The sequence below is a fragment of the Corynebacterium sp. HMSC065D07 genome (assembly GCF_001810695.1).
Taxonomy (GTDB): domain Bacteria; phylum Actinomycetota; class Actinomycetes; order Mycobacteriales; family Mycobacteriaceae; genus Corynebacterium; species Corynebacterium hesseae.
Genome location: NZ_KV802471.1, coordinates 144,268 through 159,172, shown reverse-complemented (window position 1 = coordinate 159,172; position 14,905 = coordinate 144,268). Strand labels below are relative to the sequence as shown.

10 protein-coding genes are annotated in these 14,905 nt (G+C 61.2%); 5 read left to right on the top strand and 5 right to left on the bottom strand.

Annotated features, from left to right (window positions below):
• Positions 1 to 154: 154 nt before the first annotated feature.
• A complete protein-coding gene (locus HMPREF2760_RS09810; protein WP_070531085.1) occupies positions 155 to 712 on the top strand; it encodes a GNAT family N-acetyltransferase in 558 nt (185 codons plus the stop codon).
• Between the two features lie 501 nt (positions 713 to 1,213).
• On the opposite strand, the gene HMPREF2760_RS09805 is transcribed toward HMPREF2760_RS09810, so the two are convergent.
• The gene (locus HMPREF2760_RS09805) at positions 1,214 to 4,645 is read right to left on the bottom strand and encodes a pyruvate carboxylase (RefSeq protein WP_070597160.1); all 3,432 of its coding nucleotides are present in this window, start codon (positions 4,643 to 4,645) and stop codon (positions 1,214 to 1,216) included.
• A 338-nt stretch (positions 4,646 to 4,983) separates the two neighbouring features.
• On the opposite strand from HMPREF2760_RS09805, the gene HMPREF2760_RS09800 reads away from it, so the two are divergent.
• Together HMPREF2760_RS09800 and HMPREF2760_RS09795 are read left to right on the top strand one after the other, a co-directional pair.
• Positions 4,984 to 5,670 (top strand): ABC transporter ATP-binding protein, encoded by a 687-nt coding sequence (locus HMPREF2760_RS09800; protein WP_070597159.1) that lies wholly within the window; start codon positions 4,984 to 4,986, stop codon positions 5,668 to 5,670.
• The gene (locus tag HMPREF2760_RS09795) at positions 5,660 to 8,095 is read left to right on the top strand and encodes a BatD family protein (RefSeq protein WP_070597158.1); all 2,436 of its coding nucleotides are present in this window, start codon (positions 5,660 to 5,662) and stop codon (positions 8,093 to 8,095) included. The genes HMPREF2760_RS09800 and HMPREF2760_RS09795 overlap by 11 nt, the downstream gene beginning before the upstream one ends.
• On the opposite strand, the gene HMPREF2760_RS09790 is transcribed toward HMPREF2760_RS09795, so the two are convergent.
• The 3 genes from HMPREF2760_RS09790 to prpD are packed head-to-tail and all read right to left on the bottom strand — an operon-like array spanning position 8,092 to position 11,735.
• Positions 8,092 to 9,240 (bottom strand): bifunctional 2-methylcitrate synthase/citrate synthase, encoded by a 1,149-nt coding sequence (locus tag HMPREF2760_RS09790; protein WP_070597157.1) that lies wholly within the window; start codon positions 9,238 to 9,240, stop codon positions 8,092 to 8,094. The two genes, HMPREF2760_RS09795 and HMPREF2760_RS09790, sit on opposite strands and share 4 nt — an antisense overlap.
• A gap of 50 nt (positions 9,241 to 9,290) precedes the next feature.
• Complete coding sequence (gene prpB, locus HMPREF2760_RS09785; protein WP_070563895.1) at positions 9,291 to 10,223, bottom strand: methylisocitrate lyase; 933 nt, start codon at positions 10,221 to 10,223, stop codon at positions 9,291 to 9,293.
• Entirely contained in the window at positions 10,224 to 11,735 is a 1,512-nt protein-coding gene (gene prpD / locus HMPREF2760_RS09780; RefSeq protein ID WP_070563892.1) for a 2-methylcitrate dehydratase PrpD, read from the bottom strand.
• Positions 11,736 to 11,901: 166 nt separating this feature from the next.
• On the opposite strand from prpD, the gene HMPREF2760_RS09775 reads away from it, so the two are divergent.
• Both HMPREF2760_RS09775 and HMPREF2760_RS12610 read left to right on the top strand, forming a co-directional pair.
• Positions 11,902 to 13,209 (top strand): short-chain fatty acyl-CoA regulator family protein, encoded by a 1,308-nt coding sequence (locus HMPREF2760_RS09775; RefSeq protein WP_070530634.1) that lies wholly within the window; start codon positions 11,902 to 11,904, stop codon positions 13,207 to 13,209.
• 134 nt (positions 13,210 to 13,343) lie between these two features.
• Positions 13,344 to 13,421 (top strand): Ltp family lipoprotein, encoded by a 78-nt coding sequence (locus HMPREF2760_RS12610; RefSeq protein ID WP_083299228.1) that lies wholly within the window; start codon positions 13,344 to 13,346, stop codon positions 13,419 to 13,421.
• A 35-nt stretch (positions 13,422 to 13,456) separates the two neighbouring features.
• Here the strand turns inward: HMPREF2760_RS12610 and HMPREF2760_RS09770 are convergent, their stop codons facing one another.
• On the bottom strand, positions 13,457 to 14,881 hold the full coding sequence (locus HMPREF2760_RS09770; protein ID WP_070530636.1) for an NAD(P)H-quinone dehydrogenase: 1,425 nt from the start codon (positions 14,879 to 14,881) through the stop codon (positions 13,457 to 13,459).
• Between the last annotated feature and the right edge of the window lie 24 nt (positions 14,882 to 14,905).

Below are 14,905 nucleotides of genomic sequence, written 5' to 3'. Positions count from 1 at the left end.
GCTCCGGGTCACTGACTCGCTGAGTACAACTTACCGGGGTGCTGACTTGTCGCTCTGAGGGGATGCAACAGTGGCGCATCAGGATAGCGCCACCAACTCCACTCGAACCACTCAGTGAGTAGCTAGATTCAGAGATCAAGTAGCCTCGAAAGGCATGAGCGTTAACGATTCTGAGTTCGGTGTACGGTTGGCCAAGGAGCACGACCGTACCTACCTCTCCCGTCTCCTTTTCCTCGCCGATGTCCTCGGTGACGAGGACGCCCATATCGGGGATTTCCACACGCCTGACGTGGGGCTGTACATCGACGAATGGTCGCCCCATGTCGACGGCGGCGTCATCGCAGTCTCCAGCCATCGCGTCCCCGTCGGTGGTGCGTGGCTGCGCTACTACACCACTGAAGCGAAGGGTGCCGCCTACACCGGCAACCCCGAGGCCGATCCTTTTGATGAGTCTCAGTGGGCCACCGACCTAGATCCGGAGGAAATCCCCGAGCTCTTCATTGCTGTGGAGTCTCGCTACAGGGGCCTAGGCGCTGGGCGACGCCTCCTGCGCAACGCCTGCGACCTCGCCGAGGCGCAGCAGGCTCCCGCCGTATCGCTGTGGATTGAGCCGGAGAACACTGGCGCCCGCAAGCTGTATGAATCCGAAGGCTTCGTCGACATCGACGTGCCCGGCCGCCCGGATGCTCACGTGATGCTCAAGCGCTTCTAGTACGCAAACCGACAAAAGGTGTCGACTATACTCGACACTTCCTCGGTTTCTTGTAAAAGAGTCGACTATACTCGACGCCTTCGGCGGCGCGCCGACGACAGCGCCAAGAGCGACGTTGCTCACCCACCCATGACCCAAGTCGGGTGACAACGACCGTTTCCGTAGAACGCTGCACGTATCTTCGCGAAACGGATTACCTTCTTCGCACCCCTCGCAACGCACAGCATCTGCATGCCTCCATCGACATGCTGGAGACATCTGCCAAAAGGCGTCTGGTAAAAGGCATCTGCCAAAAGGCGTTTTCACGGCTAAAAACGCCTTTTACTCATTGCAGATGGCGTTCTTGGACCCAAAGATGCCTTCTGCCAGATGCCTTTTACGAGGCACGCCCTCCTGACTTAGGCCAATGCAGTGCGGAAAAATCCCACCCCACCGCTGAAAACCACCGGTGAGCAGCGCCAAGAATGACGCTGCTCACCCATCCATGACCTAAGTCGACTTTTAGTTGATAACGGCGATGAGGTCGCCGCCCTCCACCTTGGTGGCGGCGCCAATGGCGACGCGCTCGATGGTGCCATCCTTGGTGGCGGAAATAGAGGCTTCCATCTTCATGGCCTCGATGACGGCGATCTGGTCGCCGGCCTTGACCTCGTCGCCAGGCTTGGCGGTCGGGTTCACCACGCCGGCGAACGGTGCGGCCACGTGGCCCTCGTTGGACGGATCGGCCTTCTCCACGGTGGCGACGGTGGACTCGACGTTGTTGTCGCGCACCTTGAGCGGGCGGATCTGGCCGTTGACGTTGAGCACGACGTTGCGGATGCCCTTCTCGTCCGGCTCACCCATCGCGTCAAGACGCACGGTGATGGGCTTAAGATCCGCGCGGTCGTTGGAGCCCTCCGGGAAGTGGTGAACAATGTAGTCCTTACCTTCTTCCAGACCGTAGAAGAAGACCGTGTCCGTCAGCGCCTCGGTGTTGCCGTAGGTGCGGCGGAACTCGTTGAACTCCTCGAACTGCTTCGGGAAGAGCAGGCGGTTGAGGGAAGCGCGGCGCTCGGTGGAATCATCCGAAGCCAGGTGCTTCTTCTCATCCTCCGGCACGGGCTTGACGGTGACGTCGCCAGGCGCGCGGCCCTCCAGGACCTTATCGCGCAGCGGCGGCCAACCACCCGGAGGCGTACCGAGCTCACCGCGCAGGAAGGCGATGACGGAATCCGGGATGTCGTACTTGGTCGGGTCGGCCTCAAAGTCAACCGGGTCTACGCCAGCGCCCACAAGGTGCAGGGCGAGGTCACCGACCACCTTGGAGGACGGGGTCACCTTGGTCGGGCGGCCGAGCATCTCATTCACCGCAGCGTAGGTGTCCTCGATGATCTCGAAGCGATCCTCCAAGCCCAGAGCGGTAGCCTGCGCGCGAAGGTTGGACAGCTGGCCACCTGGAATCTCGTGGCGGTAGACGCGGCCGGTCGGTCCAGGAATACCCTTCTCGAAGGGCTGGTAGAGCTGGCGGACGGCCTCCCAGTACGGCTCAAGGTCGGAGACGGCCTTGAGGGAGATGCCGGTATCACGAGAGGAGTTCGAGAATGCCGCGATGATGGCGGACAGCGAAGGCTGGGAGGTAGTGCCCGCCAGCGGCGCGGAAGCACCGTCGACGATGTCGGCACCAGAAAGCGCTGCCGCGTAGTAGGTGGCCAACTGACCGCCAGCGGTGTCGTGCGTGTGCACGTGAACCGGCAGGTCGAACTCCTTGCGCAGAGCCATAACCAGCTTCGATGCGGACTCCGGACGCAACAGGCCCGCCATGTCCTTGATGGCCAGGACGTGAGCGCCGGTGTTCACGATCTCCTCGGCCAGCTTGAGGTAGTAGTCCAGCGTGTAGAGCTTCTCATCCGGGGAGCACATGTCGCCCGAGTAGGCCATAGCGACCTCGGCCACGGTGGTGTTGGTCTCCAGGACGGCGTCGATTGCCGGGCGCATCTGGGTGACGTCGTTCAGCGCATCGAAGATGCGGAAGACGTCCACACCAGACTTGGCGGCCTCCTGCACGAAACCGGTGCACACATCGTTGGAGTACGGCGAGTAGCCCACGGTGTTGCGGCCGCGCAGCAGCATCTGGATGTTCTGGTTCGGCATGGCCTCACGCAGCAGATCCAGGCGCACCCACGGGTCTTCCTTGAGGAAGCGCATGGCGACGTCGTAGGTCGCACCGCCCCATGCCTCCACCGAGTACAGCTCCGGGGTCATGCGGGCGACGGCTTCAGCGGCGGTGACCAACGCGGTACCGCGCACGCGGGTGGCCAGCAGGGACTGGTGGGCGTCACGGAAGGTGGTATCAGTGACGGCCAGAGCGTCCTGCTTGCGGATCTTCTCCGCCCACTTCTTCGGGCCCAGCTCCAACAGTTCATCGCGGGAACCGCGGGGCAGCTCAGAGTTAAAGTCCAGGTCCGGCAGCTTGTCGAAGGGGCGCAGGGTGGTCGGGCGCTCGCCGTTCGGCTTGTTGACGGTCACATCAGCGATGTAGTCGATGATACGGCCAGACTCATCCACGGCCGGCGGAGCCTTGAGCAGGTCCGGGTGCTCCGGAATGAAGCTGGTGTCCACGCGGGTGTTGACGAAGTCCGGCTCGCGCAGCAGGGCGCGCAGGAAGCCGATGTTGGTGGCCACGCCGGCCACGGTGAACTCGTTGAGCGCGCGCTGTGCACGTGCCACGGCCTGCTCAAAGTTGACTCCACGGCAGGTCATCTTCACCAGCAGGGAGTCGAAGTTCGGGGAGACCTCAGCGCCGACGGCCGTTGCGCCGTCGAGACGCACGCCTGCGCCGCCCGGCGAGCGGTACTGGGTCAGCGTGCCGGTATCCGGGCGGAAGCCATTGGAGGGATCCTCGGTGGTGATGCGGCACTGGAGCGCCGCGCCGGTGATGTGGATGTCCTCCTGCTTCAGGCCCAACTCCTCGAGGGAGAAGCCCGCCGCAATCTGCATCTGGGACTTCACGATGTCCACGCCCGTGACCTCCTCGGTCACGGTGTGCTCGACCTGCACGCGGGGGTTCATCTCGATGAAGACGTGGTTGCCCTTCTCATCGACGAGGAACTCGACGGTGCCGGCGCCTTCGTAGTTGATGTGCTTGCAGAACTTCACGGCGTCCGCACAGATGCGGTCACGCAGCTCTGGGTCCAGCGTGGGTGCCGGGGCGATCTCGACGACCTTCTGGTGACGGCGCTGCACGGAGCAGTCACGCTCAAACAGGTGCAAGACGTTGCCGTGGGAGTCAGCCAGAATCTGCACCTCGATGTGCTGCGGACGAATCACCGCGGTCTCGAGGTAAACGTTGCCATCGCCGAAGGCTGCCTCAGCCTCGCGGGAGGCCTCAGCACACTTGGTCTTCAGCTCCGCCTCGTTCTCGATGAAGCGCATACCGCGGCCGCCACCGCCGGCCACTGCCTTCACGAAGACGGGGAAGTTAAAGTCCTTGGCGTATTCCGCCAGCTTGTCGACGTCCGTCGAGGGCTTCGAGTCCTTCAGAGTCGGCAGCCCCGCCTCCTGGGCAGCGGCAACCGCGGCGGCCTTGTCACCGGTCAGGTCCAAGGTCTCCGGGGTGGGACCGATGAACTTAATACCGTTGTCACGGCAGGCACGCGCCAAATCGGCACGCTCCGATAGGAAGCCGTAACCAGGGTAAATGGCATCCGCGCCGGACTTCTTGGCGGCGCGAATGACCTCATCGATGTCGAGGTATGCCTTGACCGGCTGGCCCTCGGTACCGATGCGCACTGCCTCATTGGCAAAGGCGCGATGGAAGGAGTTGCGGTCTTCCTTTGGATAAATTGCAACGGTCTTGGAGCCGACCTCAAAGGCAGCGCGGAAGGCGCGCACGGCAATCTCACCGCGGTTGGCCACCAAGATCTTAGAGAAGGACTTGTGGGCGGTATCAGACACTGGGAGTGATCCTTTCAGATAAGCACAATACGAACTTAAGGATAGTGTCCGAGGCGACAACGCGCGCGGAAATCGACATATCGGTCAACAGATTTCGAATAGGTTCTCGCCAGACTCCTAGGCACACCCCTAGAAGACTCACCCCTTCATGAACAGCTCCCCTTCCCCCCCCCCTTTAAACATGCAGCGGCCAAATAGGAGAAGAGTTACTTCGCTTTTAAAAAAATATAAACCTATTGACATGTTCTACCCTCCGTTTCTATCCTTCAATCAGGTTCATAAGAACCAACTTCATCCTTCACTTCCAAAGACCGCACGGTGAAGACAGAAAAGAGCTTATGAACTCAGTCACCATTTCTAACGTCCACAAGTATTTAGGCGAAGGCGCCCAGCGCACGCATGTTCTCAAAGGCGCAAGCCTAGAAGCTGGTGAAGGCGAGTTTCTCGGCATTTCAGGAAAGAGCGGCTCCGGTAAAACAACTCTCCTGCGCGCGGTTGCAGGTCTTCTACCTATCGATGAAGGCTCAATCTCGGTCTTCGATACCTGTGTATCCACCGCTGCTCCCAAGAAACTACTCGCCTTGCGCCGCAACACAATCGGCTTCGTCCATCAAGACGACCTGTTGATGAATGAACTCACAGCGCTCGAAAATGTCATGCTTGTGCTTGCCGCAGCGGGATTCGACGAGACGACGGCACACGACAAGGCTTGCGAGGCCTTAACCCAGGTAGGACTTGCAGAACTCGCTCAACGATTTCCCGCAGAGATGTCGCGCGGCCAATGCCAAAGAGTAGGAATCGCCCGAGCACTGTCTGGGAAACGGCGAATTCTCTTGGCTGATGAGCCGTCTGCTGCGCTCGATTCTGAAAACTCGCACGGCATTTTTCGACTCTTCAAGAAGCTGGCATCAACTGGCACAACCGTGATAGCGACCAGTCACGATCCCATCATGTTGGACTATTGCGGCACGGCCTACACGCTGATCGACGGCCAGCTTGGGAAAGCAGCCCCGAATGCTCAATGAACTAATCACGAAAGTCGTGCATTCTTCGAAACGGTATCGTTTCGGCGCAGCGGCAATCGCAGTGTGCTTAGGATTATTCGCATTTGCTGTCTCGGCTGATCTCTTCATGACGTTGTCCCCGCAGCAGAAGGCGCAGTCAGAATTGGGAAACAACGCCGTGCGGGTGGACGTGCCTGTGTACACGCGGGCGGGCGTGGTTGAACAGACGCTGCCGCAACTTGATTCCCCAGAGAGGGGCTTTACTACCCAACTCGAGACTTACGATCTCTATGTCGATAGCAATCCATCAGCTTCCCTTGTCTACAAGGAGTCTCACTGGGAAGAGCAAGCTCCCGATTTTGGGTTGGCATTGGTTCAGGGCCATTGGCCCAGCGCTCCTGGCGAGGTAGTAGTTACCGAGGACGTGAACTTCAACGTCGGAGAACACACAACCGCATTCAACGGCACGCTACCGCTCCGCATCGTTGGCGTTGTATCGAATTCCTTCCACAGCCAGGAGAAAGCGGTGTACGGCGCATCGGGAACATGGAACACCATCGACGCCGACGCTTATTCCATGACCTCCGCTTCGGTCCGGCCGATTGTGTTCGGTTCCGAAGGAACGACTCCTGCCGAGCTCACCGACTTCATTAGCAGTCAGCTCGAAACTACAAACCTCGTTGATCGCGCCGCGCTTGACGACGCCTTTTCGACCTCACTCCTCACCCGCGAAAGCCTGCTCGCCACGCCGCCTTCAGGGTTCGCCGATAGCTATTCTTTCTTCTTCGGCCTGTTCGCCATTGTCATACCGTGTGCTTTGATCCTCTTTTTGTGGCGAGTCACGTACCTAGTTCTTCACCCGTTGAACCGGCGGTTCTTCGAGCTAGGAATCTCGCCCTTCCTGTTGTGGAAGTCCAGCACATCCACCCTGCTTCGTTCAGCCCTGATGTACTCCGTCTTAGGCCTCGTTGTAGGTGCAGGCCTGGCGCAATGCGTGCGCCCATTCATTTCGGGACTTGCAGGGTTGCCTGATCCTGGAGTCCTCATTCCGTGGAAATGGTTAGTGCTTCTTCTCGCTAGCTCGCTTGCAGCACTCCTGATTGGCGGTATTACCACCGCGCCGTCGACCCAGCCGCATCCGTTCTGGAAAGATATCCCGCTGCCGGCCCTATCGGCATCATTCTTGCGTTGGAGTGCTATAGCTATTGTCCTTGTGGCCGCACTCTTTACGGTCGCTTCAGCACTGCTGGGGCCAGACGTGTTCGAAACTTGGGCGCCATTGCCAACCGTGGCATTGTGCATCGTCTTTTCTCTTCTTCTCGCACGCTGTCCGCGAACCAGCCGGCCCTACACTCCAGCAGGCGTGGCCCTGAGACTTGCAGAGAAGCACCGGCAGCTTATTGGCACGGGTCTGACGTTGTTGGTCCTGTGCATGGGAACCGCAGTGTTTAGCAGTTCGATGTCAGCCAGCTTCACAGCCAGTGAGAATGACAGCTTGATGTCAACGATCGCCCCAAACCAGGCACACATTTTAGAGAAGACAGATGACGGGCTTTCCACGCGTGCTGAATCCGTTCAGCACGTAGCCACTGCGTTGGATGTGCCCGCCCCAGTTCGTGTTTCTTATGTCCAAGCCACACTGGACATGCCCACGGAGATGTCGGGGACCTTTGGCGTACTGAGCGTCGAATCCGTTCATGACGTAGAGCAACTCTTAGATCGAGAGCTTACTGCCTCAGAAAAAGAAGTCCTTAAGACTGGAGCATTAGTCCGTGATCACAGATTCATCAACCAAGACCACGTTTCAATCAGCACAAGCAAGAACTCAGGCCCCACATCACTTTCAGCGCTGAGTATGGACTTCGGGCCACACTGGGAGAAGCTAGCTGGAGGATTTATCCTTGCATCCACGGCGCAGAAACTAGATGCATCGGCAGGTAGGACACAATGGGTCTTTACGGGTCTCCAGGAAGACCAAGAAAAGCGCTTTCTTGATAGCGCTGCACAAGCCCATATCCCCCACGAGCTCGTACTACTGCCGCTGATTCAAACCTCTTCGACACCGCGGGCATTCTATATCAGTTTGGCAGCCGCGCTGCTCAGCGCGTTAGCCGTAACCTTTGTTTTCTCGCGGCAACTTGCTTGCGCCACCGAAGCAATCGAGACCACCTTCAAAGTACTAGGCCTCGATTCTTCCTGGCACCTAAGAATCGTTGTACTCACTACGGCCACACTGGCATGTGCCGCGATCATTACTGGCTGTCTCGCTGGAATCCTCCCGCTTGCCGGAATGGTCTACGCAATGGGAGATGGCCTCACTTTTGCCATCGATTGGAATGCACTTCTTGTTGCCGCAGGCGCAATAGCATTAGGCGCTGCATGTGGCGTCGGCATGTCATGCCTTCGCCACATGCAGCGCCCGTCGTCAAGCGCAACCGCTAATTAGATCTGCTTCGGCGGAACGGAGCGCTGCTCCTTGCCGTTGTAGGCAGACAGCGGGCGGATCAGGGAGTTGTTCTCGTTCTGCTCCACGATGTGTGCGGTCCAGCCGGTGATGCGGGCCATCACGAAGATCGGGGTGAAGAACTCAATGTCGAAACCAAGGATGTGGTACGCGGGGCCAGCCGGGAAATCCAGGTTCGGCTGAATCTTGATGGAGGTGTTCTCGTACATGGTCTTCGCCATGTTCTCGTACATCTCCACCCACTGCTCCTGGCCGTGGTCCTTGGCCAGCTCGCGGAAGGCAGCCTCCATGGTCGGAACACGGGAGTCACCGTTCTTGTACACGCGGTGACCGAAGCCCATGACGAGCTCCTTGTTCTTGAGCTTGTTGAGCGTCCACTCCTCTGCCTTGGCCGGGTCACCGACCTCCAGGAAGTTCTTCATCACGGCCTCGTTAGCACCACCGTGCAGCGGGCCCTTGAGGGCGCCAATGGCGGCGGTGACGGCGGAGTAAGTATCGGACATCGTGGAGGTCACCACGCGGGCGGCGAAGGTGGAGGCGTTGAAGGAGTGCTCGGCGTAGAGGATGAGGGACTTATCAAAGGCCTCAATATCGGAGCGCGACAGGGCCGGCGAACCTTCCTCCTCACCGAAGACCATCCACAGGAAGTTCTCCGCAAAGCCCTTCTTGCGGGAAGGCTCGATGTAGCCCTCACCGCGGCGACGGCGGATATCGAGGGCGACGATGGTCGGCAGCTTCGCCATGAGCTCCAGCGCGGTGCGGCGGATGTGCTCAGAATCCTTGGTGTACTCCTCCGGGTCCTGGGAACCAATGAAGGAGACTGCGGTGCGCAGAACGTCCATCGGGTGGCAAGACTTCGGCATGGAGGTGATCAGGTCAATGAGGTGGCGGTCCAGGTGGCGCAATGCCTTCTCACGAGCGGAGAAACGAACCAGCTCATCCTGGGTGGGCAGCTCGCCGTTCCACAGCAGGTAGGCAACCTCCTCGAAGGAGCAGTAGCGTGCCAGCTCCTGGACCGGGTAGCCGCGGTAGGTCAGGGAGTTGGTCTCCGGGACAACCTTGGACACGGCGGTCTCATCGACGACAACGCCGTACAGGCCCTTGCGGATTTCTGGGGTTTCAGACATGGTGTTTTCTCCTTTTATTGGGTTCTAGTGTGAGTTTCAGGCCGTGTGCCCTAGTCGAAGGTGGGCTTGTAGCTGTCCTTGGAGTAGGTGAACACGCTCTGGTCGAAGGCGTTGTACTCGTCGTAGCGCACCAGCTCATACAGGCGGGAGCGGTGCTGCATGCGGTCGAGCCATTCCTCGGATTGCAGGCCGGTTTCCTGCATGTCGCGGAGGAATTCTTCGGTAGCGCCCATGGCCACGCGCAGGGTGGATACCGGCCAGATGACGGCGTTATAGCCCAGCTCCTCGATGCGCTTGGCGGACAGCAGCTCGGTCTTGCCGAACTCCGTCATGTTGGCCAGCAGCGGGGTGTCCACGGCGGCGCGGAACTTTTCAAAGTCCTCCGGCGAGTACAGGGCCTCAGTGAAGATGAGGTCCGCGCCGGCGTCGGCGTAGGCCTTGGCGCGCTCGATGGCCTCATCGATGCCGTGGATGCCGGCGGCATCGGTGCGCGCACAAATGATGAAGTTCTCATCGCGGCGCTCGTTGACCGCGGCGGTGATGCGGCGAACCATAAGGTCCGTCGGCACCACTTCCTTGCCATCGAGGTGACCGCAGCGCTTCGGGTTGACCTGGTCTTCCAGGTGGCAGCCGGCCAGGCCGGCGTCCTCCAGCGCGGCAACCGTACGGGCGGCGGACATGGGCTCGCCGAAGCCCGTGTCGGCGTCGACAAGCACAGGCAGGTCCGTGGCGCGGGCAATGTGCCCGGCGCGCTGCGCCACCTCAGTGAGGGTGGTGAGACCAATGTCCGGCAGACCCAAATCATTAGCCAGCACCGCGCCGGAGACATAGACGCCGCCGAAGCCGCCGATGTCCTGGATGAGCCGCGCGGTCAACGGGTTGAAGGCGCCCGGCAGCGTGGTAATTCCCGGTGCGTTCAGCGCCTCGCGGAAGCTCTTGCGCTTGTCTGCATTGCTGGTAGTAGAGCCAAATAGGCCAGCCATTTAGAACAGTCCCTTCGGGGTCTCGGGTGCGGTGGCGATAGCCTCGTCGGTGAGGCGAACGTTGAGCTCGCTCAGGTCGGTGAGGTTTTCCAGGTTCTGGGCGGCAGCGAGGAAGCGCTCCTGTTCCTCCTCCGATACCTTGCCGGCGGCGAGCTTCTTGAACTTGTTGATGTACTCCTCGCGGCCGAAGGGGCGGGCGCCGAGCGGGTGGGCGTCGGCCACCGCGCGCTCATCCTCAATCACGGTGCCGTCCTTGAAGGTAATGACAGCCTTGCCGCCGAAGGCCTTCTCCTCCAGGTCGTTGGAGTGGTAGCGGCGGGTCCACTCGGGGTCCTCGACGGTGGAAATCTTGTGCCACAGGTCGATGGTGTCCTGGCGGTGCTTGCGCTCGTCGGAGTAGGAGGTCTCGTAGTCCCACTCGCCGTCCTGCAGGGCCACGGCGAAGATGTACATGATGGAGTGATCCAGAGTCTCACGGGAGGCGTTCGGGTCCATCTTCTGCGGGTCGTTGGCGCCGGTGCCGATGACGTAGTGGGTGTGGTGCGAGGTGTGCAGGACGATGGACTCGATGTCCTCCACCTTCAGGCCCTTCTCAGCCAAGGTCTTCTTGAGGGCAAAGGCCATGTCAATCGGGGCCTGTGCCTGGTACTCCGCGGAGTGCTCCTTGGTGTAGGTGTCCAGGATGGCGCGCTTTTCCTCGCCCTCAGCCGGGAGAGGGACGGTGTAGGTGCGCTCCGGAGAGTGGAGCATCCAGGCGATGAAGCCGTCCTCGCCTTCCCAAATCGGGGCCGGGGCACCCTCGCCGCGCATGGAGCGGTCTACTGCTTCGATGCCCATCTTGCCGGCAAACGCCGGTGCATAGGCCTTCCAGGAGGAGATGAGGCCCTTGCGGGACTGGCGGGTGGCGGTGGTGGTGTGTAGCGCCTGGCCGATGGCCTGGTAGATGGTGTCGACGTCGAGGCCGAGCATGGTGCCGATGCCCGCGGCGACGGAGGGGCCGAGGTGCGCCACGTGGTCGATCTTCCACTCGTGAAGGCAAATGCCCTTGACCAGGTTGACCTGGATTTCGTAGCCGGTGGCGATACCGCGGATGAGCTCCTTGCCGGTCAGCCCCTTGTGCTGTGCCACGGCCAGGATTGGCGGGATGTTATCGCCCGGGTGGGAGTATTCGGCGGCGAGGAAGGTGTCGTGGTAGTCCAGCTCGCGCACGGCAGTGCCATTGGCCAGGGCTGCCCACTCGGCGGAGTAGGTGCCGTCAACACCAAAGATGGTGGCTCCGCCTTTTTGAGCCGGGTGGGCCTGAGCGATGACTCGGGCGGAGGTCACCGGGCGGCGGGTGGCAGAGGCCACGGCCACGGAGGCGTTATCGATGATGCGATTGATGATCATCTCGGTGGTCTCGGCCGGAACCTCAACGGGATCTGCTGCGACCTTGGCAATCTTGTACGCCAGGTGCTCTTCGATGGGGAAGTTCTCAGCGGACTTGTGGGTACGTACTTCGTGGTTAATCAACGGGGTTTTCCTCCTAGACAACAACGGCTGCGATAGCCATCACACTATCCCCCGCCCGTGTGGCCTGCCACATGTGTAAACTGTGTTTATCTGTTGCAGGGTTTTGCGTTGTTTGCAAACCTTGTGTAATTACCTGTTGGGGCGGCTTTTTGGGAGGACGCACACAATGAGCAAGCACTACGCGGGGGCAAGAATCCACGCACTACGCAAAGAACGCAAACTCACCCAAGCGGCCATGGCACAACAACTGGGGATGTCCACCAGCTATCTCAACCAGCTGGAGAATGACCAGCGCCCCCTCACCGTCACCGTCCTCATGCAGCTGACACAACGCTTTGGCGTTGACGCCACCTACTTCGCGGGAGACCGCGACCTGCGCGCGCTCGCCGAGCTGCGTCAGCTCTTCCCCGAGGCCTCCGACACCACACTCACTGACTTAAGCGGGCGCTTCCCCGAGCTACTCCCCAGGCTTGTCGCCGCCGCCGCACACACCCCCGCGGAAACCGGCCCTTTCGAAGCGGTCCGCGACTTCTTCTACGACGCCCACAACTACATTCACAGCCTGGACGTCGCCGCCGAGGAGCTGTCCGATTCCCTCGGTGACCGCGTCCTGCGCCGCGGGCGCTTGGCCTCAGTCCTGCAGGACGAGTTCGGCGTTACGACACGATTCTCCTCAGCCTCACCGCGCCGACGGACCTTCCACGACCGCGAGCTGCACCTGCGCGCAGGACTCACGGAAGCCCAGCTCGTCTTCGAGATGGCGCTCCAGTACTGCCTCCTGGCCTACCCGGAGCATTGCGCGGAACTCGTGGCTGAACTCCCCAGCGCCGAAGCCCGCTCCATCGGCACCTATGGTCTGGCCCAATACTTCGCGGCGGCCGTCACCATGCCCTATACGCAGCTCCTCACCACCGCGGAGGAGACGCGCTACGACATTGATGTGATCGCGGCATCCTTTGGCACTGGTTTCGAGACCACCGCGCAGCGCTTGTCGACGCTTCAGCGGCCCCACCACCAAGGTGTCCCTTTCTCCTTCATCCGGACCGACCGCGCGGGCAACATTTCCAAGCGCCAGTCCTCCACCGCCTTCCACTTTGCGCGCAGCGGCGGCTCGTGCCCGTTGTGGGTGGTCCACCGTGCTTTTGAAACGCCAAACCGCATCACGCGCCAGGTGGCTTCGATGCCCGATGACCACACCTACCTGTGGATCGCGCGCTTCGTCCAAGGCCAGGCTCAGGCTTGGGGCACGCCGCGCAAGGAATTCGTCGTGGGGTTGGGCTGCGATATTGCGCAGGCGGATCGCGTGGTTTACGCCGATGCGCTCAACCTCTCCCCTTCCGAGGCAACCCCCATCGGCCCCGGTTGCGCCGCCTGCCCACGCCCGGCCTGCCCGCAGCGCGCCTTCCCACAGGCGGGGCGCTCCGTCAGCCTCGACCTCAATGCCACTCCGGTTTCGGCTTACGCGACCTCGTAGTTTTCACCAATTCGCCCACGCTTTCGAATTTCCTGCAGCAATGTCCAGGTGGCTTGCCAAGATAGGACTCGCTCGGCACCACGCCGGGCTCTCGTCTCTCACCTAAGCAGGAGGTTCTCTCATGTCCAACCCCTATGCAGCTCACCAGCGACTACGGCGAGCGGTTCACCATGGAAGAAGCCCAGCATGCGGTGAGCACACTGGGCTTATAAAACCGAGCTGAAGCTAGAACAGAGCTGGAGCCTGCCTACTCGAGGTCGTCGTGGGCAACGAGGCGGCGGGCTGCCTCGGTGATGGTGCCGGACAGCGACGGGTAGACCGCGAAGGAATCCGCCAGCTGGTTCACGGTGAGCTGGTTGGTTACCGCCACGGCGATGGGCAGGATGAGCTCGGAAGCGGTCGGGGCGACGATGACGCCGCCGATTACGCGGCCGGAGGTCGCGCGGCAGAAGAGCTTGACAAAACCGTGCTGGAGAGAGCGCATCTTGGCGCGCGGGTTGGTGTTCAGCGGCATCGTGATGGTGCGCGCGGCGACCTCGCCCGCCTCAATCTCCGCCTGGGTAAAGCCCACGGCAGCGATCTCCGGGCGGGTAAACACGGCGGTGGCGACCGTCTTCAAGCGCAGCGGGGATACACCCTCACCCAGGGAGTGGTACATGGCGATACGCCCCTGCATCGCGGCAACGGAGGCCAGTGGGAAGAGGTCGGAGCAGTCACCCGCGGCGTAGATGCCGGCAACGTTGGTGCGGGAAACGCGGTCAACCTCGATGTGACCGGACTTCGTGGTAGCCACGCCAACGTGCTCGAGGCCCAGGTTCTTCGTATTCGGGATGGAACCGATGGACATGATGACGTGGGAGCCGTGGATCTCGCGGCCGTCCTGGGTCTTCACCACGACGTTTCCGTCCTCGGTGCGGGAGACCGTTTCGACGCGGCAGTTCTTTTCCAGCTCCACGCCGCGCTCAGCCAGGACGGTCTCGAGGACGTCGGCAGCATCGGCGTCATCATGCGGCAGAATGCGGTCGCGAGAAGCCACCATGGTCACGCGCACACCCATCTCCGCGAAGGCGGAAACGAACTCGGCACCGGTCACGCCGGAGCCGACGACGATGAGGTGCTCCGGCTCCTCCTTGAGGTCATAAACCTGCTGCCAGGTCAGGATGCGCTCGCCGTCCGGCTGAGCGCCCGGCAAGATGCGCGGGGTGGCACCGGTGGCAACGAGGACCAGGTCCGCGTCGAGGGTCTCGGTGGTGCCATCAGTGTGGGTGACATCAACCTTGTGCGCGGCACCCTTCACGCCGTGCTGGTCCTCGGAGAATGCGGCGCGGCCATCGATGACCTTGACGCCGATCTTCTCCAGGCCCGCGCGCACGTCGCGGGACTGGTTGCCGGCCAGCGCCTGCACGCGGCCGTTAAGCGCCTCCAGGCTCAGCTTCAGCGAGCCGAGCTGGTGGTTCAGGCCCATATCATCCGCGCGGCGGAAGTCGGTGCGAATGTTGGCGCCGGCAATAAAGGACTTCGACGGGACGCAGTCCAAAAGAACGGAGGAGCCACCGGGGCCCTGTTCCTCAACCAACGTAATGTGCGCGCCGTACTTGGCGCCGGCAGTCGCAGCCTCGTAGCCTGCGGGGCCGCCGCCGATAATTACGATGCGGGGGGCTTCCTGTGACACTGTCGCTCCTTTTTTAAAAATCTG